The following is a 21,380-nucleotide window of genomic DNA, read 5'->3' on the forward strand; positions in this document are numbered from 1 at the left end:
GACTGGACCAGGAGACACGGCCGAACATCTCTACCGTCTACCGAAGGGCTCTTGTAGACTGGTTTCCTAGGAATTGATGGGAACCAGTCGGAGTCCCTCCGGCGGTTGGCAGGGCGTGTGCTCTACCGCGTCGCCTTACTTACAACCGTGGAGTTCGCAAGGTTCGGCAACAACAGTTCGGCAGGGTTCGCAAGGTTCGGAAGGTTCGGGATTTCTACTGGAAGGAGCGCTCGTGGCTGTTCGTGACTGTGATCGGCTCACTGGCGGCACTTTCATGCTCCTCTGTGAGGCAGCCAAACGCCCAACAGGGAAGGCTCGCGATTCCTTGGCCGGTAAATCTGACGGACTCAACAATCGAGAATTACTGAAAACGCTTATTGAAGTATTTGCCCCCGGCTATCCAGAACCTGCCAGTTCGACTTTCCCGCAGAATGTGTCGGGCTACCGTTCCTGCAAGCTCGCGAAGGGAATATATCTACCTTTCGACCAGAGCGATCTGGTCGACGCTTTTGATCGGCAGGTGCGGGAAGACTACGTAAGACCGTTAGGGCGAATGTCGGAGTTCATCGACCGTTTCATTGATGTCGACTACCGGGGTCCTCAGCTTGCAGGTTCACTCATCGGCCTGATTGCAGCCGACCACACAATCCGCGACGAGCAAGAACTATTCGTCAATGGCAGCGGGCTCCCGGCACGCAAATCTGACCTAGCTACGGTGAAAAGCGTGGAGTTGGATGCCCTACTCGTGGGCGCTTGGCACTACGTGGTCACCAACGTCCCCGACAACACGGTTGGACGAACCACATTCGAGCGTTGGCATGAAAAACCTTCCATCCCTAACAGCAAGTGGTTGTTACATGCCGATCTTCTTTCTAGCCTGGGGCAAGCGATACCCGTTATCCGCAGCACCGATGCCGACGACGCGACAAACATGGTGAGCGACGAATCAGAGGTTATAGAGGCTGAATTTGTCACGGACGAAGACGAAACCCACACCACGTCAGCATTCGCCGACGACTCCGAACCTTCGACCAGTAAGTCTGAGACAGCACGTGTTGTGGTCTTTCAGGGCGGCACAAACAACACGAACATTGGACATGTTGAGACGCTGAACTTGGGACGGTGGTCGTGATGGTCAGCAAGAGTGTCGAGCCGCGCCAGCCGAATGGCATGCCGGAGGTTTACGGGGTGACTCAAGCCGGTCACCACAACACGAACATTGCTCACGTCGAGCATGTGTTCATGCCGATGGTGATCGCTCCGTCTGCCACTTTATCGAACACGGCATCGGGGGCAGCTCGGCAGCTAGATCCAAGCTGCTACCATCTGTTCGTCATCGCGGGTGAAGACTTCTCAACCGATCATTTCCTGGTCGATCCGACCCGGGCGCTCACCGAAGCTACTGCGTCCGAACTCAAGCAGCGGTATCAGCATCTGCAACCGGATATGTTGCAGGAGTTGATGAACTATCCGGCATTGTTCATGGCAGAGAACGGTGCCATGGGGCGTGCCCTTGATGACCAACAGGCTTGGTTTGGAATCATCAACAGCATTCGTGTTCAAGACAACGGGATACGCATCGGGTTCCAGAAAATACAAGCGATTCCGCAACAAGCCCTGAATGACCACAGTCATTACTTTGCCATTAATGCGTACAGTCGGATTAGCGAGCTGAATCGAACCCACTGGGCGCTGAAACGAGTCAATCTCTTCGAAGCTTTTAACGATGCTGGAATCAACTACCTCCCTTACGCGATCACACAAGGAGGCATTTCGTAATGGCTGCAACCAGCGACAAGCTGTCGGAGAACTATCCGGAAAAGTGGGTGAATATCGAAGATGTCGCCGAGCACTTGAGCCTCAGTAAGGACACGGTGCGGAACTGGATGAAAGAAGGACGGCTCCCTCAATACAAGGTCGGGAAGATGTACAAGTTCAAACTGTCAGAAATTGACGAACTCGTACGTGCAGGAAAACTGGCTGAGGGAGATGCACGTGGATAAATACCCATCAGAAATCCTCAGCCTGACCCTCAACGAGGCGACCTTCCACAACGAGACAGTGCCGCTCGCTGCCGTGAACTTCTTCTTCGGGAACAACGGCACCGGAAAGACGACCCTCGCTCGCTCACTCAAGACGGGCATGGGCGTGGCTTGGAACCCTGAACGTCAACCCGACGACTACACGCTTCATCTCTATGACCGCACTTTCGTCGAAGATAATCTACGGTCATCTTCACAGCTCGCTGGGGTATTCACCCTCGACGAGCAGAACATTCAAGTCGAAGACCAGATCGCACAAGCCTCCAAAGAGCTAGACGAGCAGCGAACCCGTCGTAACAAGGCAAAAGAACAACGAGACGAAAAGAACCAGTCCCTTACCACTCTCACCGAGAAGACAGCTGGCACCTGCTGGGACAAGTCCACCGATATCCGCACGCGGTTCCCTGCGACCCAAGAAGGCAAGAAGAAGAGCAAGCAGAGATTCTTTGATGAGGTTCTTTCGCAACAAACCGCGAAGGAACACGACCTGGAAGACGTTGGCAAGCTCTACAGCGTCGCTTTCGACGTCGAGGCACGCACCTATCCGAGGCTTGCGGCTCTGCGTGACGAGATACCCGACAGCGACCTCCTCGGCAAAGCCATCACCAGCAGTGCCGATACCGAATACGCACAGTTCGTGAAGACCCTTGGCGCACTGGGGTGGATCGAGCAAGGCCACGCAGCGTACGCGACCGAAGCCAGAGACACGTGCCCCTACTGTGCGCAAAAGCTCCCCGAAAACTTCGAGGAACAGCTGGCAGCGAGCATTGACGACTCGTACCGGGCAGACGTCACAGCGCTGAAAGCGTTCGCCAGCGATTACCAGGCCGTCACAAGCGCTCTCCTGGAAACGCCGAAGAGCCACCAGTTAGCCGACCTGAAACCTGGGTTGGATTTGGCTGAGTACGACACGCAGCTCGAGTTATTGCGGGTCACGGTCGAAGCGAACCTCAAAACCTTGGACGCGAAGATCCAGCAGCCAGCCACGATTGTCACACTGGAACCCGTCCAGCCAGTGGTGGAGAAGATCAACCGGCTCATCGGCCAGGCGAATACCCAGATTGACCAGCACAACACGGTGGTCAACAACCAGCGATCCCAACAGCAGACCTGCATCCAACAGGTCTGGGAACACCTCGCCTTCGACTTGGATGAAACCGTCACCGCCTACCGCAGAGACAAGGCAACCCTGGAATCTGAGATCGCCGCCCTGGACAAGGAAAAGGCCGCAGCCGACCAACGCGTCCATGAACTTGAGCTGGACATCGAGAACCTCACGAAGCAGACCGTCAACACTGCCCAAACGATGATCACCATCAACAAGCTCCTGCACGACTCTGGGTTCGAAGGCTTCAAGTTACGAGAAAAACCTTCCACACCGAACGTGTACGAAGTCATTCGAGCAAACGGCGAGATCGCCGACCGGCTTTCAGAAGGCGAACGAAACTTCATCGCCTTCCTCTACTTCTACTTCCATCTCCAAGGAAGCCTCACCAACACCGGCGAGATCAAAGACAAAATCGTCATCATCGACGACCCCGTCTCCTCCATGGACACAGGCGCACTATTCATCGTCGCAGCCCTCATACGCGAACTCGTCAACATCACCCTCAACAACTGGGGCCCACCCACCGGCACCAGCGGACGCGATCACATCAAACAGATCTTCGTCCTGACCCACAACGCCTACTTCTTCAAAGAAGCCACCTACAACAGAGTCTCCTACTACAAGCACGTCTCGTACTACCTCGTCCGCAAGCACAACAACGTCTCGTCAGTGCTGACCTGCGTCCGCAACCGCCACGACGCGCCATCGCTCCAAGAGAACTACTCGCCGGTCGCCAACGCCTACGCCACCCTGTGGCAGGAATACAAAGAAGTCAGCAGCTCGACCACACTACTCAACGTCATGCGCCGAATCCTCGAACACTACTTCCTCCAGCTGTGCGGACACGACGGTGCAAACCTCAGAACCCACATTCTCGAAGACCACCGAGACCAGTTCATCACAGTGAACGATGACGGCAGCCAAGACCTAACCGATCTACGCCAGGCCGAATCGATCCTCGCCTACATCAACCATGAAATGACTGGTCTTGGCGACGACACCTTCTACATCGAACACGCTGCCGACTCCGAAACATGCCGCCGCGTATTCCACAGCATCTTCAACTTGATGGGGCAAGAACAGCACTACAACATGATGATGCAGCAAACAACAGACTTCAACGCTCCTTCCAAACCGGTGGGCGCACAGCAAACAACAATCCCATCTACCCAGGAAGAGGCCACACAATGACATTCCTCCAAGAACTCGAAACTGTCCTAAAAGGTGACGAGCGCTTTGTCTCACAAGACGGCCAGCTACTCAAACCGCGAGTCCAGGACGCCGTCAACCAGCTCGACGCCCAGTTGATCCGCCGGCTCATGGCCTCACCGGTGCTGAAAGAACACTTCTTCAAGGACGTCGATGGTGTGACGATCTTCGACCAGGAGAAGTTCATGTGGGTCGTCAACTCCAAGGAGTTCCTGCCTGACAGCTACACCAGCTACCGCAACAAGATCGGCCTATCTGCCAACGACAATGACCTGCTCACCTCATCAAACGAAGTCGCTCTCGTCTGGCCCTACAAAGACTGCATGTTAGAAGGCGGTCAAGACAAAGAGGACGAGAAACGCGACGAAATCTTCTATAACGAAACCCTCGCCCCCGACGAAGTAGGCAGACTCCTCGCACCCAAAGCCTTCCGCAACGCCACCCGGTACAGCGCAGAAGGAGAAGAACACGTCACGGAGTTCGACAAGAACGACAACCTGATCATCAAAGGCAACAATCTGCTCGCCCTGAGCTCACTACTAGAACGTTACGAAGGCCAAGTCAAATGCATCTACATCGATCCGCCATACAACACCGGGACAGATAGTTTCGGCTATAACGACCGATTTAATCATTCGACATGGCTAACCTTCATGAAAAACCGATTGGAACTTGCGAGGCGGCTACTGCGTTCAGACGGATTCATTTTTGTTCAGTCCGACGATAACGAGCAGGCATATTTGAAAGTCCTAATGGACGAGGTGTTTGGGGCCGATAATTTCATTAATGTCATCTCTGTGAAAACCAAGGTTGGTGGCGTCTCAGGATCTTCAATCGGAAAAAGCCTCCGGGACGAGCTGGAGTACATCAATATTTATTACAAGAATCGCTCCAGCGAGAACGCCAGCATCAACCCCACGTATGTATTCACCAACCTAGAGGAACACATTCAAGCGTATGAGGACTCCGGTAAGAGTTGGAAGTACACCTCAGTTCTTACAAGACTTGAAGGTAAAACTCTGTTGCACGAGAACGTTGACACCGGTGAGAGGCTGTTCGGTTATTCGCATGTGGAAACAGCGTCTGTTCGAGCTTTCGCCAAAGAACTGGGGATCTCCGAGGCTGAGGTGTATAGAACTCACGCGGACAAGATCTTCCAGACCACTAACGCGCAAAGCTCTGTGCGCGGGAGAGTAATGAAGTTGGCGGAGCAGTTCGATGAGTTCGAAATGGTTGGGTTCGAATACACGCCAACGAAAGGAAAAAACGAAGGGATTGTCACGGAGATCCTCTATAAAGGCGCCCAGCAGAGGATGATGATGTTCCTTTCCGATGCAGTGGTAGAACGCGATGGAAGTTACCAGTATCGCGACCGTGTTGGGACGCTTTGGACGGATTTGCAATACAACAACCTGACGAAGGAGGGGAGCGTATCGTTCCCAAACGGAAAAAAGCCCGAGACTCTGGTCGAAAGAGTCATGTTGCTCGCTACTCAGCCAAACGACATCACTCTTGATTTCTTCCTTGGCTCTGGAACTACGGCAGCGGTGGCTCACAAGATGGGGCGTCGCTACATCGGGATTGAACAGATGGACTACATCTCATCAGTCACGATCCCGCGCTTGCAGAAAGTCATTGGTGGGGAGCAGGGCGGCGTCTCGAAAGCGCAGGATTGGAAGGGCGGCGGCTCCTTCGTCTTCGTCGAGCTTGCCGAGCAGGGGGAACAGTTGATGCGCGAGTTGCAGGGCGCAACAACTACGGAGCAGGTGCAGGAAGTACTGTACCGGGCAACTGAACGTGGCTTGCTGCGGCCGTCTGTCTTGCCCGACCAGCTTGCGGCCTCCTCAACGGAGTTCGAGCAGCTGTCCCTCGACGAGCAGAAGCGGGCTGTGGCTGAGCTGATCGACAAAAACCGACTCTATGTCAACGCCTCGGAAGCTGAGGATACGGAGCTTGGTTTGTCGGACGCTGACATCGCGTTCACGAAGTCCTTCTATCGGAAGGGCGAATAATGAGTATCTCGACTAGCCAGGATATGTTCCTGTTCCAGCAGCTCGACCTGTTTTATGACTTCGGGAATAGACACGAGCTACCCCCTCACATCGTGCAAAACCTTGCCCCGCACATCGCGCTGCGCGAATACCAGGAGCACGCGTTCTCGAACACGCTCGAATATCTGAGCAACGAGAACTTCTCGAAGAACCGCCAGACGCATCTGCTGTATCACATGGCGACTGGTTCAGGTAAGACCGTGATGATGGCAGGACTGATCCTGCACTATTACTCGCTCGGCTACCGCAACTTCCTGTTTTTCGTGAACCAGACGAACATCATCGAGAAGACCAAAGCCAACTTCCTAGACGCGGCCTCGGCTAAGTATCTGTTCGCCGAGTCAATCGAGATCGACGGAATGCGAGTCCCCGTCAACGAGGTCAGCAACTTTGCTGCCGCTGACCCGAACGCGATCAATCTCTGTTTCTCGACCACGCAAAAGCTGCACATGGATTTCCTAGACCCGAAGGAGAATGCGCTTACAAGCGACGACTTCGAGGATGCTCCTGTGGTGATGATTTCCGACGAGTCGCATCATGTGAATACGCGTACCAAGAAGGCGACGAAAGCCGAAGACGAGGAAGACCGCTCGTGGGAATACACAGTCAGCTCAGCCTTCCTAGGCAACCGGGACAATGTGCTCCTGGAGTTCACGGCCACTGTCGATCTGCGCGACCGCAACATAGAACGCAAGTACAAGGACAAGATCGTCTTCGACTACCCGCTGGCGCGTTTCCGCGAGTCCGGGTTCACCAAGGACTTCCAGAATTTCCAGTCCGTCCTCGACCCGTGGGGTCGAACGCTGCAAGCACTTATCGTGTCTGAATATCGTCGCGCGTTGTTCGCTGACGGTGGTGTCTATTCGAAGCCAGTGGTGTTGTTGAAGTCGCAGCGGATCGATGACTCGAAAGCGTTCTACGACGAATTCTTCCAGCGACTCCAGCGCCTCACCGAGAGCGAAATCCTGGGCATGGCCACCGACGGCCTGATGAAACAAGCTGTCGGATACTTCCAAGAGAAGGATCCGAGCCTGCGCTCCCTGCGATCAAGCATCCAGCAAGGGTTCGCGGAAGAGAACGCCATCATCATGAACGGCTCAACCGACAACTCCACTGAGAAGCAGCTGGCAGTGAACTCGCTCGAAGATCACTCCAACCCGTATCGGATCATCTTCACGGTCGACATGCTCAACGAGGGCTGGGACGTGCTCAACCTGTACGACATCGTCCGCCTGTACGAAACACGTCAGGGAGGCAAAGCAGGCAAGCCTGGCGCGTACACGATCAAGGAAGCGCAGTTGATCGGTCGCGGAGCCCGTTACTTCCCGTTCCTACTCGACAACGAGTCCGTGGATCGCGACCCGACAGACAAGTCCGTCCGCAAGTACGACCATGACCTTGACAGCCCGAACCGGCTCCTTGAAACCCTGCTCTACCACTCAAAGCAGGACTCAAAATACATCACCGAGCTACGCCTCGCGCTACGTGAAACCGGCTTGCTGCCCGATGAAGTAACCGAAGTCACCTACGAACTCAAACCGTCGTTCAAACAGACGGACTTCTACCACAACGCGATGGTGTTCAGTAATCGCCGCGAGGAAGTCTCCCGCGAGGAGGTCACCCAGCTGGATAACCGGGTGAAATCGGCGATCTATCAACTCGATGTCCGCCACGCGCCTTCCCGGCTCGTGAGCCTCTTCGAAACCGACGACAAACGAAAAGAGGCATCCAAGAGTCCGAAAGTTCATACGATTCGCCTCAAGATCAACGAGATGCCGTTGAATGTGACCTTGGGATCGTTAGCGCGTTACGACGCGCTACGCTTCGAGGCGCTCAAGCACTATTTCCCGCACCTGGACTCGACCCGCGAGTTCATCACGTCCAGTGACTATCTCGGTAAAACTGAGATTACCTTCCAAAGCGACACTGAAGATCTCACTGCGACCGATTTGCGGGCTGGCCTGGATAAGGTGTTCCGAGCCGTCGCCAGCTACCTGGCAGGCATCAAGGTCACCTACCGTGGCACGGACCAGTTCGAAGCCACACGGCTGAACGAGGTGCTGCGAAACAAGCGCCTCCAGATCGCGAACCCAGTCGAAGGTGGGATCGGCACCAGCCAAACCAACGATCCCGACTCCAGCCGCCGCATCGATCTTGAAAACGCAGACTGGTACGTCTACAACGACAACTACGGCACCAGCGAAGAGAAGTCCTTCGTCAAGTACTTCTCGACCGTTGTTGACGACCTCAAGCAGCGCTACGACGAGGTCTACCTGGTGCGCAACGAACGGCTGGCTCCGCTCGCCATCTACTCCTTTGCAACCGGCGAGCGATTCGAGCCTGACTACCTCCTCTTCCTCCGCAAGAAGGATCAGCCTTACAAGCAGCAACAGATCTACGTGGAGCCGAAGGGCACGCACCTACTCGAAACCGACAAGTGGAAGGAAGACTTCTTGCTCGCCATCGAGCAGAATGCCATCCCGCACACCATCTACGTCGACAACACCGACTACCGCATCGTCGGCTTGCCGTTCTACAACCAGGAAAACCGCATGCCGGAATTCCGGGAGGCGCTCAAAGCCGCAACCCTCATCTGACCAGGGTGAATAGCAAGTCCTACCCGGCACTACCTTTCGGCGCTCCACGCACCTTTTGGCGCTCTGTTGTCAGCCACACCCGTCGTGGTTCACGTTGCCCGGCTCCGCCTCCCGGCCGCAGCAGATGCTGGAGACGTACAGCCGAGGTACGAGGCTCGGTGGGACACGTCATGGCGCGTTTTTCCTAGTGGCAGGCTAGTTTCGCCCCATCTGCCTCATCCACGCCCTACATGGCGTTGTATCCAATCCGCTCGCTTGTGCGATCCTGCAGCGGGGTCTGGCTCACTCCTGTTGAAGTTCGCCAAAGTCCTGGGTAAAGACAACGTCACCGATGGGTTCTACGGTCAAGAGATTAACCTGACCACGTACAACCTGGCCCGCATCAATATGTTCCTGCATGACATTAACTATGAGAAGTTCGACCTGGCTCACGGAGACACCCTGATTGACCCCGCGCATTGGGATGATGAGCCGTTTGAGGCGATCGTGTCCAACCCCCCATACTCGATCAAATGGGATGGAGATGCCAACCCGCTCCTCATCAATGACGAGCGCTTCGCTCCTGCGGGGGTCCTGGCACCTAAGTCCAAAGCGGACTTGGCCTTCACGATGCATATTTTGCATTGGCTGGCTGTCAACGGCACCGCTGCGATCGTTGAGTTCCCCGGTGTCCTGTACCGAGGTGGCGCGGAGAAGAAGATCCGCAAATACCTGATCGACAGCAACTACGTTGACGCCGTCATTCAACTGCCGCCGGACTTATTTTTTGGGACGACCATTGCCACGTGCATCATTGTCTTGAAGAAATCCAAGAAGGATAACTCCGTCCTCTTTATCGATGCTTCCGCCGAGTTCACCCGCAACGGTAACAAGAACAAGCTCACCGAGGAGAACCAGCAGAAGATCCTCGATGCTTTCACAGTCCGCGAAGATATTGAGTATTTCGCGAAGCTGGTATCCAACGAGCAAATTGCTGAGAACGACTTCAACATCGCAGTCTCTTCCTACGTTGAGCCAGAAGACACTCGTGAAGTCATTGATATTAAAGAACTCAACAAAGAGATCGCCCGCATCGTAAAGCGTCAGGCAGAGCTGCGCAACCAAATCGACGCTATTGTTGCGGACCTGGAGGGAGCGGAGTAATGACAGGAATGCCAACTTGGGAGGGGTTTATGCTTCCTGTCCTGCGAGTGCTAGAAGACGGAAAAGTACGACATTGGCGTGAATTTCAGCCACTTGTAGCTGATGAAGCAAACCTTGATGCGGATCAACGTAATGAACGCTTGTCCTCTGGTGACCTCAAGTTCGAGAACCGAATCGGTTGGGCTGTCTCATTTCTGAATAACGTAGGTGCGCTTGAACGTCCTAAGCGGGGCCATTACCGAATAACTGAGGCCGGACGGGAACTGATCACTCTTTTCCCTAATGGGGCGAAGGAACGGGATATCAAGGCTCTGGGGGAAGATCCAACGTCGCCCATACGCGTGTACCAATCCACAGCCAAGAAAACCAAGGTCAAAGAGGAAACACCTACCTCTGAGGTTTCCACAATGACGCCTTTGGAGCAGGTACAAACTGGTATAGACCGAATAAATGAGGAAGTCGCAGTTGAACTATTAGTTCGTCTCCAGGGAAAAGAACCAGGATTCTTCGAGCAGGCAGTTGTTGATCTCTTGCTTGCCATGGGATATGGAGGGACCAATGGAACTGGCAATGTTACACAGCTCAGTAATGACGGCGGAATAGATGGAGTTATCGACCAGGACATCCTGGGGCTTAACCGCGTCTACATTCAGGCCAAACGCTATGCTCCTGGCAATAATGTGGGCAGACCTGATCTTCAAGCATTCGTGGGGGCACTGAGTGGGAAGGCGGACAGCGGAGTCTTTATCACGACCAGCAATTTTTCAGATGGTGCCCGGACCTATGCGGAAAACGTGCCGATTCGGATTATCCTCATTGACGGCGATCGCTTGACTAACCTTATGATCCGTTACGGTGTAGGCGTCCAAGTTCGCAAGACGTTTAAGGCTGTTGAGATTGATGAGGATTTCTTCGCATGACTAACATGGTTACCTCATCTTCTGCCGAGTACTTGACTTTTGTCGCCGCAACAGGTGGCGATGACAGTGCTATCGAGCTGCGCTACGAAGATGAGAACATCTGGCTGACCCAGAAGCTTATGGCAAAGCTTTATGACGTTTCCATCCCGACCATCAATGCACACTTGAAAACGCTGGTTGAGTCCGGGGAGATCGTTCCGGATTCAGTTATTAGGAAATTCCTAATAACTGCTGCAGATGGCAAGAAGTACAACACCAAGCACTACAACCTTCAAGCCATCATCGCAGTCGGCTTCAAAGTCGAGAACCCCAGGGCAGTCCAGTTTCGCAAATGGGCGGGACAGATAGTCAAGGACTACACCATTCAGGGCTGGACCATGGACGTAGAGCGTCTCAAGTCCGGTCACATGTTCACCGATGACTATTTCGAGCGCCAGCTAGAACTCATCCGCGACATCCGCGCCTCCGAGCGAAAGTTCTACCAAAAGATTACCGACATCTACGCCACCGCCTTTGACTATGATTCGAATGCTTCGACAACTCGAGACTTCTTCGCGCTAGTTCAAAACAAGCTGCACTGGGCCACGCGTCGCCACACCGCGGCCGAACTCATTGTGGATCGCGCCGATGCTGACAAGCCGCACATGGGCCTCACAACCTGGAAGACCGCGCCAAGCGGAAAGATCGTAAAGACCGATGTTACCATCGCGAAGAACTACCTCACTGACGAGGAACTCGACTTCCTGAACCGCATCGTCTCCATGTACTTGGACTATGCAGAACTCCAAGCCACCCGAAAAGTCCCCATGTCGATGCGAGACTGGGCCACCAGACTTGATGGATTCCTTGAGTTCAACGAGCAAGAAATCCTCACTGGGCCGGGCAAGATCTCCCACGAACAAGCTAAACTCCACGCCGAAACCGAGTTCGAGAAATACCGCATTATCCAAGACCGGCTTTTCATCAGCGACTTTGACCGATTCCTCACCCTCGAAAGCGCCGCAGAAGAACTCAACAGTGACGTTGAAGGAGCAGACAAATGAGCCACATCGACAAACTGATTCAGGAGTTGTGTCCGGACGGAGTGGAATTCAAGGCGTTGTCAGACCTGACCACGAAGACTTCGAACGTTCGCTGGTCTGACACTGCGAAAGAGAGCTACAGGTATATTGATTTGTCTTCAGTGGATCGCGTGACAAAGCAGATTCACCAGACTGTCGAGATAACGACTGACGATGCTCCAAGTCGAGCTCGACAACTGGTACAGTCCGGCGACGTAATATTTGCCACGACACGCCCCACTCAAATGAGATGGACGGTGATTCCGGAAGAGTACGATGGCCAGATTGCGAGTACTGGATACTGCGTCCTGCGGCCAGACTCTGAGCAGGTACTCACTGGATTCCTAGCGCACTCGCTTGGAACTGAGACCTTCAAACAATACGTTACAGCGCAACAGGTTGAAGGTAACTACCCTTCGATCCCGGATACAAGAGTTCGTGCGTTTCGCCTACCTGTTCCTCCTTTGGAGGTGCAACGGGAAATCGTCTCGATTCTTGATAAGTTCACAGCGCTGGAAGCGGAGCTGGAAGCCGAGCTGGAAGCCAGGAAGCAGCAGTACGAGCATTATCGGACTGAGTTGTTGAATCCTGGTGACGACGCTGAATGGTCAACTTTGGCCGGGGTGTCCAAGCATGTCTCGTCAGGAGGAACCCCCAAAGCCGGTAAGGCTGAGTTCTATGAGGATGGTACTATTCCATGGCTTCGGACGAACGAGGTCCGGTTTGCTGATGTTTGGGAGACGGAAGTCAAAATCACTGAGGAGGCAGTCAGACAGACCTCCGCCAAATGGGTCCCGGCGGATACAGTGGTGGTTGCTATTTCTGGTGCAACTGCAGGCAGGTCCGCTGTCACGAGGATTCCACTTACAACAAACCAGCATTGCTGCAACCTAGAGATCAACCCATATCAAGCAGATTTTCGTTACGTGTTCCATTGGATTGCCTCTCGCTACCAGGAGTTGAAAGCGCTGGGTAGGGGAGCTCGATCCGATCTGAACGCGGCCATTATCAAATCTTTCCCAATACCAGTTCCTTCACTGGCAGAGCAACGCCAGATTGTTGAAAAACTTGATGCCTTTGATGCGCTTACAACGGACTTGTCTGTTGGCCTTCCTGCTGAGCTTGCTGCGCGTCGTAAGCAGTATGAGTATTACCGTGATCGGCTTCTGACTTTCAAGGAGTTGGAGGTTCAGTCATGAGTGAGGCTAAGGCTCGCAAATATGATCCAATCGCAGTTTCTCCGCTCTCAACGGTGGTCGCGGAGTATGTGTCGGATGCTGTAGGTGAGGTGTCGTATCAGTCTGAGGCTGCGTTGGAGCGGGACTTTATTGCGCAGTTGGAGTCGCAGGCGTATGAGTATTTGCCGATTACGTCCGAGGCTGACTTGGTTGCGAACTTGCGCACGCAGTTGGAGAAACTGAACTCTATCGAGTTCTCAGATATGGAGTGGGAGCAGTTCTTCCGGGACCGTATTGCTGGGGCGAATGATGGGATTATTGAGAAGACGGTTCGGATCCAGGAGGATCACGTCCAGTTGCTTCGGCGCGATGATGGGACGACTAAGAACATTACGCTGATTGATAAGAAGAATATCCACAACAACAGCTTGCAGGTGATTAACCAGTATGCAGTCTCTCAGGATGAGGGTGCGTCTTTCGATAACCGGTATGACGTGACCATTTTGGTTAATGGTTTGCCGATGGTTCATGTGGAGTTGAAGCGGCGCGGGGTGGCGCTGCGCGAGGCATTTGATCAGATTGACCGTTATCAGAGGGATTCGTTCTGGGCCGGGTCTGGTCTCTTTGAGTATGTGCAGCTGTTCGTTATCTCCAATGGGACCCATACGAAGTATTACTCGAATACGACTCGTCGGCAGCATCTGGATGACTCTGCGGGGCGGAAGAAGAGTAAGAAGACGTCGAATAGTTTCGAGTTCACGTCGTGGTGGGCGGATGCGACGAATAAGCCAATTACCGATTTGGTGCCGTTTGCTAAGACCTTCTTCGCTAAGCACTCTCTCTTGAATGTGCTGACGAAGTATTGCGTGTTGACGGCGGATCGGTCGCTACTGGTGATGCGGCCTTATCAGATCGTTGCGACGGAGCGGATCTTGAACAAGATCCTCATCTCGACTAACTACAAGCAACTGGGGACAGTCGATGCTGGCGGCTACGTTTGGCACACGACCGGCTCAGGCAAGACATTGACGTCGTTTAAGACGGCGCAACTGGCGGCAGAGCTTCCTGAGGTTGACCGGGTGCTGTTCGTGGTTGACCGTAAGGACTTGGACTACCAGACGATGCTTGAGTATGAGCGGTTCTCACCAGGATCGGTGAACGGTTCGAAAGACACGCGGCAGCTAGCTAGGCAGCTGACGACTCCGGTTGGGACAGTGTTGGGTAAGCGTGGTTCTGAGACTTTGGTGAACCGCAAGATCTCCGTGACGACGATTCAGAAGCTGTCGAACTTCATTGCCGCTAACAAGGGGCATGAGGCTTTCCAGGGTCACACGGTGATCATCTTTGATGAGTGTCATCGCTCCCAGTTCGGCGACATGCACACCCAGATCACGAGGGCATTCAAGAACTACCACCTGTTTGGCTTCACTGGCACACCGATTTTCTCCGCCAATGCTAGCTCTGGTGGTAACCCGCAGTTGAAGACGACGGAGCAGGCTTTTGGGGAGAAGCTGCACACCTACACGATCGTGGATGCGATTACCGATAAGAACGTGCTTCCGTTCCGCATTGATTACATCAACACGATCAAGACGGGGTTGCTGGAGGACAAAGAAGTTAGTTCCATTGACAAGGAGAAGGCACTGCTTGATCCGCGCCGGGTTCGTGACATCGTGGACTACATTCTGGAGCACTTTGATCAGAAGACTCGCCGGAATGAGCACTACACGGTCAAGGACCGGCGTTTGCGGGGTTTCAATTCTTTGTTTGCGACTGCCTCGATTGATGCGGCCCGTATGTACTACAACCAGTTTGCTCTGGCTCAAGAAGGCCGAACTCCTGACGAGAAACTCAAAGTCGGGATCATTTATAGCTTCGCACCTAACCCGGATATGGAAGACGGGATCCTTGAGGAAGAAGGCTTCGAAACTGGGGCATTGAGTATGGACCACCGGTCGTTCCTGGAAGACGCGATCCAAGACTACAACCAGATGTTCGGCACCAGCTTCGATACCTCTTCTGATGGGTTCCAGAACTACTACAAGGATCTGTCCAAGCGGCTCAAATCACGGGAGATTGACCTGGTGATCGTGGTGAACATGTTCCTCACTGGGTTTGATGCCACAACCTTGAATACTCTGTGGGTGGACAAAAATCTGAAAGCTCATGGGTTGATTCAAGCGTTCTCTAGGACCAACCGGATTCTCAATAAGGTGAAGACCTACGGCAACATCGTGTCATTTCGGAACCTCGAGAAGGAGGTTAACGATGCCATCGCGCTCTTTGGCAACAAAGACGCTCAAGGCATCGTCACTCTGAAGCCATACGGAGAATACTTTCAGGACTACGCCGAGAAGGTCACTGATCTGCTCCGTGACTATCCCCTCGGCACTCAGATCGTCGGTGAAGAGGCCCAGAAGGACTTCATTGCACTCTTTGGAGCGATCCTGCGCCTGCAGAATATTTTGGCTTCCTTTGACGAGTTTGCTGGCAACCAGATGCTCACCGACCGGCAAGAGCAGGACTATCGCAGTGTCTACCTGGACTTGTACAACGAGTTTCGCCGGGGCAGCGAATCTGAAAAGGAAGACATCAATGATGATGTGGTCTTCGAGATCGAACTGATTAAACAGGTTGAGATCAACGTCGACTACATTCTCATGCTGGTCCAGAAATATCGTGAGCGGTACGGGGACGGTGAAGACAAAGAGATCCGTGCAGAAATCAGCCGAGCTGTTGATGCCAGCCCGACTTTGCGATCCAAGAAAGACCTCATCGAAGACTTCGTTGTCTCCATCAGCCTGGACGGGACTGTCGAAGAGGAATGGCGCGCCTACATCGCTCAGCGACAAGAAACCGAACTCAGTGAAATCATTGCAGATGAGGGTCTCAAGCCGGAAGAGACTCACCAGTTCATTGATCGTGCTTTCCAAGACGGCAACCTCCGCACCAGCGGTACTGCGATCATGAAAGTCCTGCCACCCGTGTCCAGGTTCAACAAGAATGGGGCCCACGGAGCAAAGAAACGCCGCGTCATCGACAAGCTCACCAGCTATTTCGATAGGTTCTTTGGGCTAAGTTCGGGGAGAGGTATTCAATGACAGTTCTTCCGTACACCCTCAAGTCTTACGTGGTGTTGACCGAGTTACTAGGGAGGCGAGCGAAGGATCCAACATTAAGGGATCCGGATGTTGCAAACGCCGTGACGGCTCTAAAGAACCGGCGAGACCGCTACAAGGATGATCTTGTCGGGTGCAATGGCGACGATAAAAAGCAACAGAAAGTCAAGGAAGCTTTTCGTGCTGACCGGCTGAAACTCCGGGAGGCGCGCGATGAAGCTACTACAAGGGCGCTAAATGCCGCACTTGACCAGTTGAACACCGAGCTTGAGGGGACCAAGTTCTCCTGGGTTCTTGCCCAAGGTGAGACAGTTGCGGGTAAGTTGACTTATCAGATTGGTGCTAGTTTACATCTACAAATCGCATCCAAACAGGTGGAATCAGTTGTCAGATCGGCAATTTTGACCCCTGTGACTGAGAGGAATGGAGTCATCCGGGCACTCCAACAAGCCCTCGACCGGAAGTACAAGCATGGTGTTATACGGCTCGATCTGAAGTCCTATTTTGAGAGTATCCCGCATGACGGAATCCGGGCAGCCCTAGTTGCGAGCAGTCGTATCGACACCGTCACTCGTGAGCTAGTTGACCAGCTTATTCAGGAGTTCGCCGTACTGACAGGGAACGATCATGGAGTGCCCCGTGGGGTTGGGATTAGTTCGGCCCTCGCAGACCTGTATCTTTCGGACTTTGACCGTAAGTTGCGGACAATGCCGGGGGTGGCTTTCTACGCAAGATATGTTGATGACATCATCGTTGTTACGCAGGCAGCAGACCAGATGGCCGGAATCTCCTCGATGATATCTGATCTGCTGGTCAGACTCGGATTAGAGAAGAATGCTTCAAAGAGCTTTGACCTGACGACGAATGACAAAGGTCAATACACACAGGGAAGGGCGGAAATAGAGTACCTTGGTTACACCTTCTCCAGACCGGGAGGTCATACATCGCTGGAGACCAGGTTAACACCCAAGCGGACTGATCGCTATGTGCGGAAGATTGAGTGTGCATTTGACAGTTGGCTAAGATCAAAACCGAGCGCCGAAAGGGCCAATACAGGCAGTGACGGGCTACTCATAAAGCGAATTCGGTTCCTATCGACCAACACCCGTCTCCATAACTCAAAGAGCGGGGTTTCGGTTGGCATCTACTTTTCTAACAGCGCACTTCCAGAAAGTGCTCCCCAATTGCAGGAACTCGACTGTAGACTTACTCAGCTCATCGAGCAGCACAAAGGAAAGATGAGTGAGCGTCTGGAAACGCGACTGCGGCAACAGAGCTTCGTGAGCGGTTTTAAACAGCGAGCGTTCCTGAGATATTCCCCTAAAGATCTCCAACAGATATCTCGCTGCTGGGAGCATATAGTATGACCAAGAAGAAGTATCGGAAACTACCTAGGAGTCCACTGCGTGGGCTTCTCTCGGAAGTGCTTCCGTACGAACTCCCGCTCCCCTTTGATAACCGGTCTCTGTACAAGTTTCTACGCACTTTGCGTTTTGAATGGACTACAGCTAATGCATTCCGAGTGAAAAGCAATCGTCTGCAAGCTGGTGACCTATTGCAGCTTCGCGAGTTGTTCTCAAGTGGGCTTGGGCCAAGCAGGAGTGAAGACGGTTGGACGCACTTCACGGTGTCAAAAATGCCATTTTCTCAACACCACCCTTACAAGTACGTCATCCAGAGAAATGACGGCAGGCCCCGGTATCTGGCTGTGCCACACCCTCAGTCTATGGTCGAGTTGACGCGGTTCATTGACGACTACGCCGATTCCATTCTGTACTACTGCACAAGAAGTCCGTTCTCTGTTAGGCATCCGGCCAAGGTTGCACGCATCGCGATCCGAAAAGACAAAATGTTTGACAGGAAGGCCGATCATGAAGAGGTTCTCGTAGAGCAGTATGACCTCGAATACGAGTATTCTCGCTCATACTTCACCTACGAGCAGTTCAATGGGATCCACCGTCTCTACAACTCGGCACAGTTCCGTGCATGCGAACGGAAGTATCCCTATTTGTGGCGTCTGGATGTGTCAAAGTGCTTTGACAGTATTTATACACATACTGTCTCGTGGGTGACGAACGGGATTAGGCCTAGCAAGACAGGCAGTGCCACCAAGGGTACATTTGGTGACTCGTTTGATAAGCTCTTCCAGAATACTAACTATAGGGAGACCAGTGGGATATTAATCGGTCCAGAGGCTTCAAGGATTTTTGCAGAGGTCATCCTCCAAGAGGTAGATGTCCTAACGTCTCGGGATCTTGAGGATTCACAGAAGCAATTGCGCGCAGGCATCGACTACGAGATCATGCGTTATGTAGATGACTATTTTGTGTTCGTCACTAAACAGGAGTATGGCGACCTAATCCAGGATGTCCTATCCAAGAATCTAGCGCTCTACAAACTTCACATCAATGATCAGAAGACATTCGGGTACGAGACGCCACTCAGTTCAGAGATGTCAGTGGCTAAGCACAGGATCAACAAGAACCTGGATCGCCTCATGACGTACGAGACCGCACGCGAAGTATCAGCGCCAAGTGCTAAGTTTTTCTTTCCTGTTGACACCGCCATCTTGGAATACAAGTCGACGCTATTAGATACTTCTCTCGAGCACGGCGAACTTGCAAACTGGTATCTCTATCGTATTTTCGATCACGTGCGTAGAGCTTGCAAAAAGTATGCTGCATTTGATCAGTGGCTGACGGAACAGTCGGATAGCAATGGCCTGAAGACCAAGACCCGGGTGAATATGGCCCAGTTCCTTATAGCTTGCATTGACACTGCACTCTTTGCCTATTCTGGTGCACCTTCGACGTCGCATAGCATGAAGCTTACCCAGATAGTCACACTGGCTTACGACACATTGAAGCAATCTGGGTTCACCAGATTAGAGATGTCAACATTTCGCGATAAAATCCGACGCGAGCTCATGGCGCAGTTACGAACTGCCCGGGAAGAGAAGAGCTTCGGAATCCATACTCAGAATCTCATTGATTGCCTGACCTACATCGACTTTGGCTTGTCTGACCAAGAGATCAAAGAGATTCTCGAATCGCGTGGGATCACGTTCGATAATTTGGACGGACTGAGCGTGCTAGTGCTTCTACGAAGCTGTGGTGATCGTAGTGACAGTGTTTGGGCTCGTTCGAATCTTCTTGCGCAAGCGAAATGTCTAGTCGAGAAAGGATGTACTGATCCAGAACACGAGACCGAAAGGACGATTCTCCGACTGAGTATCCCACATTGCTCCTGGCTTGAGGTTCAAGAGGTCAGGACTGCGACTGGCTATACCCAGGCACAGATACGGGACCTCCGGAGTTCTGCGGCGTGTACGTTCTTTGATTGGAAGATTGACGACGCGTATTACAGGCGTCTTTCATTGAAGTCTTCACAGGTGGTATACTAAATGCACGGCTCTGAGGCGCTCTGTCTGTGATTCATGTTGGGTTGCAGGCACACACCGGCCAGCGGGGATCGAGCCTCAGCGTTTTCCCGCACCCAAGTTCTTGCTTCCTGATGACTATCAGTACATAGTGACTAGATCGACTTCGACAGTGGCGCTTTCGTCTGTCGTACTTGAGACAGGGGTGGGAGATCTCGTCTCAAGTAGCGCAACACTATCGATCCCAATGTTGTACTTGTTACGAGCTTCAATTCTCATTCTATGGAGGGTTTGACCATCTAGTGGTTCGTTGGGGGGACTGTCCTGGGATCTGTGTAAGTGGCCTTATCCGCTGATCGTTGGTTGGCGTGATGGTGGGCATGGTTTTGTGTCTGTTGCAACACTGGATGCTGTGGCATCGAAGAAGAAGAAAACGAGCGTGGAGCCGACGCCTGAGATGGTCGCTGCGGCTGAGTTGGTCCGGCAGGCCAAGGCCGCTGGGCTTGATCTGACGGGTCCTGATGGGTTGTTGAAGCAGTTCACGAAGACGGTCCTGGAGACCGCGTTGAATGAGGAAATGACAGAGCATCTGGGCCGGGAGAAACACGAGAAGTCAGCCGAAGGAAGAGCATCGAACTCACGGAACGGCACCACACAGAAGACCGTGTTGACTGATAGCGTCGGTGAGGTCCAGATCGAGGTGCCCAGGGACCGGGAAGGGACCTTTGAACCGGTGATTGTGAAGAAACGCCAACGCCGTCTAAACGACGTGGATGAGGTGGTGTTATCGCTTTACGCCAAGGGACTCACGACTGGGGAGATCAGTGCTCACTTCCAGGATATTTACGGGGCGTCGGTGTCGAAAGAGACGGTCAGTCGGATCACTGACCGGGTCGTAGAAGAAATGCATGAATGGGCCAGTCGTCCTCTGGATTCGGTGTACGCCGCTATCTCTCCATTTGTGCGCTTCGCTCCATCAAACGGGACCAGTCGACGCCATCGTTGTGAAAGTGCGTGACGGCCAGGTAGCTAACAGGGCCATCGTTGCGGCTATCGGTGTCAGTCTGGATGGTACGAGGGACGTGCTGGGTATCTGGGGTTCCCCTGGGGGCGTGGGAGCGAAGCGGGGTGTGTGATGAGTGCGTTGCCTCTAATGGGGGTTCCCCTGGGGGCGTGGGAGCGAAATACTGGCTCTCCGTACTCACCGAAATCAAGAACCGAGGCGTCACTGACACCTTCTTCCTCGTATGTGACGGGCTGAAGGGCCTCCCCGACGCGGTCGAGGTCGTCTGGCCCAAAACTACGGTCCAGACCTTATCTATGCACAATGGGGGTGACCAGGGTTCCTGGTTAGCCACCTGCGCCGTGGTGGGTAGGACCTATGCAGACGTGTTACTTGAGAGGTCCTCATGCAGACCCGTCCGCTCATCACGGGGCAGTACTTGTGAATCAGCCAGCGGGAGATGCAACGCTTTCGGGTGATTGCCTAGATAAGGTTCTTGACGCAGGGGCTGCCGCGATACCGGCAGGGGTGGTTGAAAGACAAAGAAGTCATTCAATGCCGAAGGAGGAA

The 21,380-nt window shown here is 53.3% G+C and carries 13 protein-coding genes and 2 pseudogenes; all 15 read left to right on the forward strand.

Annotation, left to right across the window (positions count from 1 at the left end; translation table 11 throughout):
• Positions 1–232 precede the first annotated feature (232 nt).
• Complete coding sequence (locus tag FYJ24_RS08565; protein ID WP_154545463.1) at positions 233–1,132, forward strand: hypothetical protein; 900 nt, start codon at positions 233–235, stop codon at positions 1,130–1,132.
• Complete coding sequence (locus FYJ24_RS08570) at positions 1,132–1,779, forward strand: hypothetical protein (RefSeq protein WP_154545465.1); 648 nt, start codon at positions 1,132–1,134, stop codon at positions 1,777–1,779. Before FYJ24_RS08565 ends, FYJ24_RS08570 begins: the two co-directional genes overlap by 1 nt.
• Positions 1,779–2,003: a helix-turn-helix domain-containing protein gene (locus FYJ24_RS08575; RefSeq protein WP_154545467.1), complete on the forward strand. Its 225-nt coding sequence runs from the start codon at positions 1,779–1,781 to the stop codon at positions 2,001–2,003. The genes FYJ24_RS08570 and FYJ24_RS08575 overlap by 1 nt, the downstream gene beginning before the upstream one ends.
• Positions 1,996–4,341, forward strand: coding sequence for an AAA family ATPase (locus FYJ24_RS08580; RefSeq protein WP_206192597.1), 2,346 nt, complete (start codon positions 1,996–1,998; stop codon positions 4,339–4,341). The genes FYJ24_RS08575 and FYJ24_RS08580 overlap by 8 nt, the downstream gene beginning before the upstream one ends.
• A complete protein-coding gene (locus FYJ24_RS08585; RefSeq protein WP_206192598.1) occupies positions 4,338–6,371 on the forward strand; it encodes a DNA methyltransferase in 2,034 nt (677 codons plus the stop codon). Before FYJ24_RS08580 ends, FYJ24_RS08585 begins: the two co-directional genes overlap by 4 nt.
• Positions 6,371–9,007: a DEAD/DEAH box helicase family protein gene (locus tag FYJ24_RS08590; RefSeq protein WP_154545473.1), complete on the forward strand. Its 2,637-nt coding sequence runs from the start codon at positions 6,371–6,373 to the stop codon at positions 9,005–9,007. Before FYJ24_RS08585 ends, FYJ24_RS08590 begins: the two co-directional genes overlap by 1 nt.
• 252 nt (positions 9,008–9,259) lie before the next feature.
• A pseudogene (locus FYJ24_RS08595) lies at positions 9,260–10,150 on the forward strand (type I restriction-modification system subunit M); the annotation flags it as partial.
• Positions 10,150–11,070 (forward strand): restriction endonuclease, encoded by a 921-nt coding sequence (locus FYJ24_RS08600; protein WP_154545475.1) that lies wholly within the window; start codon positions 10,150–10,152, stop codon positions 11,068–11,070. The pseudogene FYJ24_RS08595 and the gene FYJ24_RS08600, both read left to right, overlap by 1 nt.
• On the forward strand, positions 11,067–12,113 hold the full coding sequence (locus tag FYJ24_RS08605; protein ID WP_154545477.1) for a virulence RhuM family protein: 1,047 nt from the start codon (positions 11,067–11,069) through the stop codon (positions 12,111–12,113). The genes FYJ24_RS08600 and FYJ24_RS08605 overlap by 4 nt, the downstream gene beginning before the upstream one ends.
• Positions 12,110–13,330 (forward strand): restriction endonuclease subunit S, encoded by a 1,221-nt coding sequence (locus FYJ24_RS08610; protein WP_154545479.1) that lies wholly within the window; start codon positions 12,110–12,112, stop codon positions 13,328–13,330. Before FYJ24_RS08605 ends, FYJ24_RS08610 begins: the two co-directional genes overlap by 4 nt.
• Positions 13,327–16,410 (forward strand): type I restriction endonuclease subunit R, encoded by a 3,084-nt coding sequence (locus FYJ24_RS08615; RefSeq protein ID WP_154545481.1) that lies wholly within the window; start codon positions 13,327–13,329, stop codon positions 16,408–16,410. Before FYJ24_RS08610 ends, FYJ24_RS08615 begins: the two co-directional genes overlap by 4 nt.
• A complete protein-coding gene (gene drt3a / locus FYJ24_RS08620) occupies positions 16,407–17,795 on the forward strand; it encodes an antiviral reverse transcriptase Drt3a (RefSeq protein WP_154545483.1) in 1,389 nt (462 codons plus the stop codon). The genes FYJ24_RS08615 and drt3a overlap by 4 nt, the downstream gene beginning before the upstream one ends.
• Complete coding sequence (drt3b, locus tag FYJ24_RS08625; protein WP_154545485.1) at positions 17,792–19,831, forward strand: antiviral reverse transcriptase Drt3b; 2,040 nt, start codon at positions 17,792–17,794, stop codon at positions 19,829–19,831. The genes drt3a and drt3b overlap by 4 nt, the downstream gene beginning before the upstream one ends.
• A gap of 388 nt (positions 19,832–20,219) precedes the next feature.
• Positions 20,220–21,133: pseudogene (locus FYJ24_RS08630) on the forward strand (IS256 family transposase); the annotation flags it as partial.
• A 55-nt stretch (positions 21,134–21,188) separates the two neighbouring features.
• A partial coding sequence (locus tag FYJ24_RS12640; protein ID WP_206192603.1) for a hypothetical protein occupies positions 21,189–21,380 on the forward strand: 192 nt, incomplete at its 3' end.

This window comes from Scrofimicrobium canadense, from assembly GCF_009696615.1.
Lineage (GTDB): Bacteria > Actinomycetota > Actinomycetes > Actinomycetales > Actinomycetaceae > Scrofimicrobium > Scrofimicrobium canadense.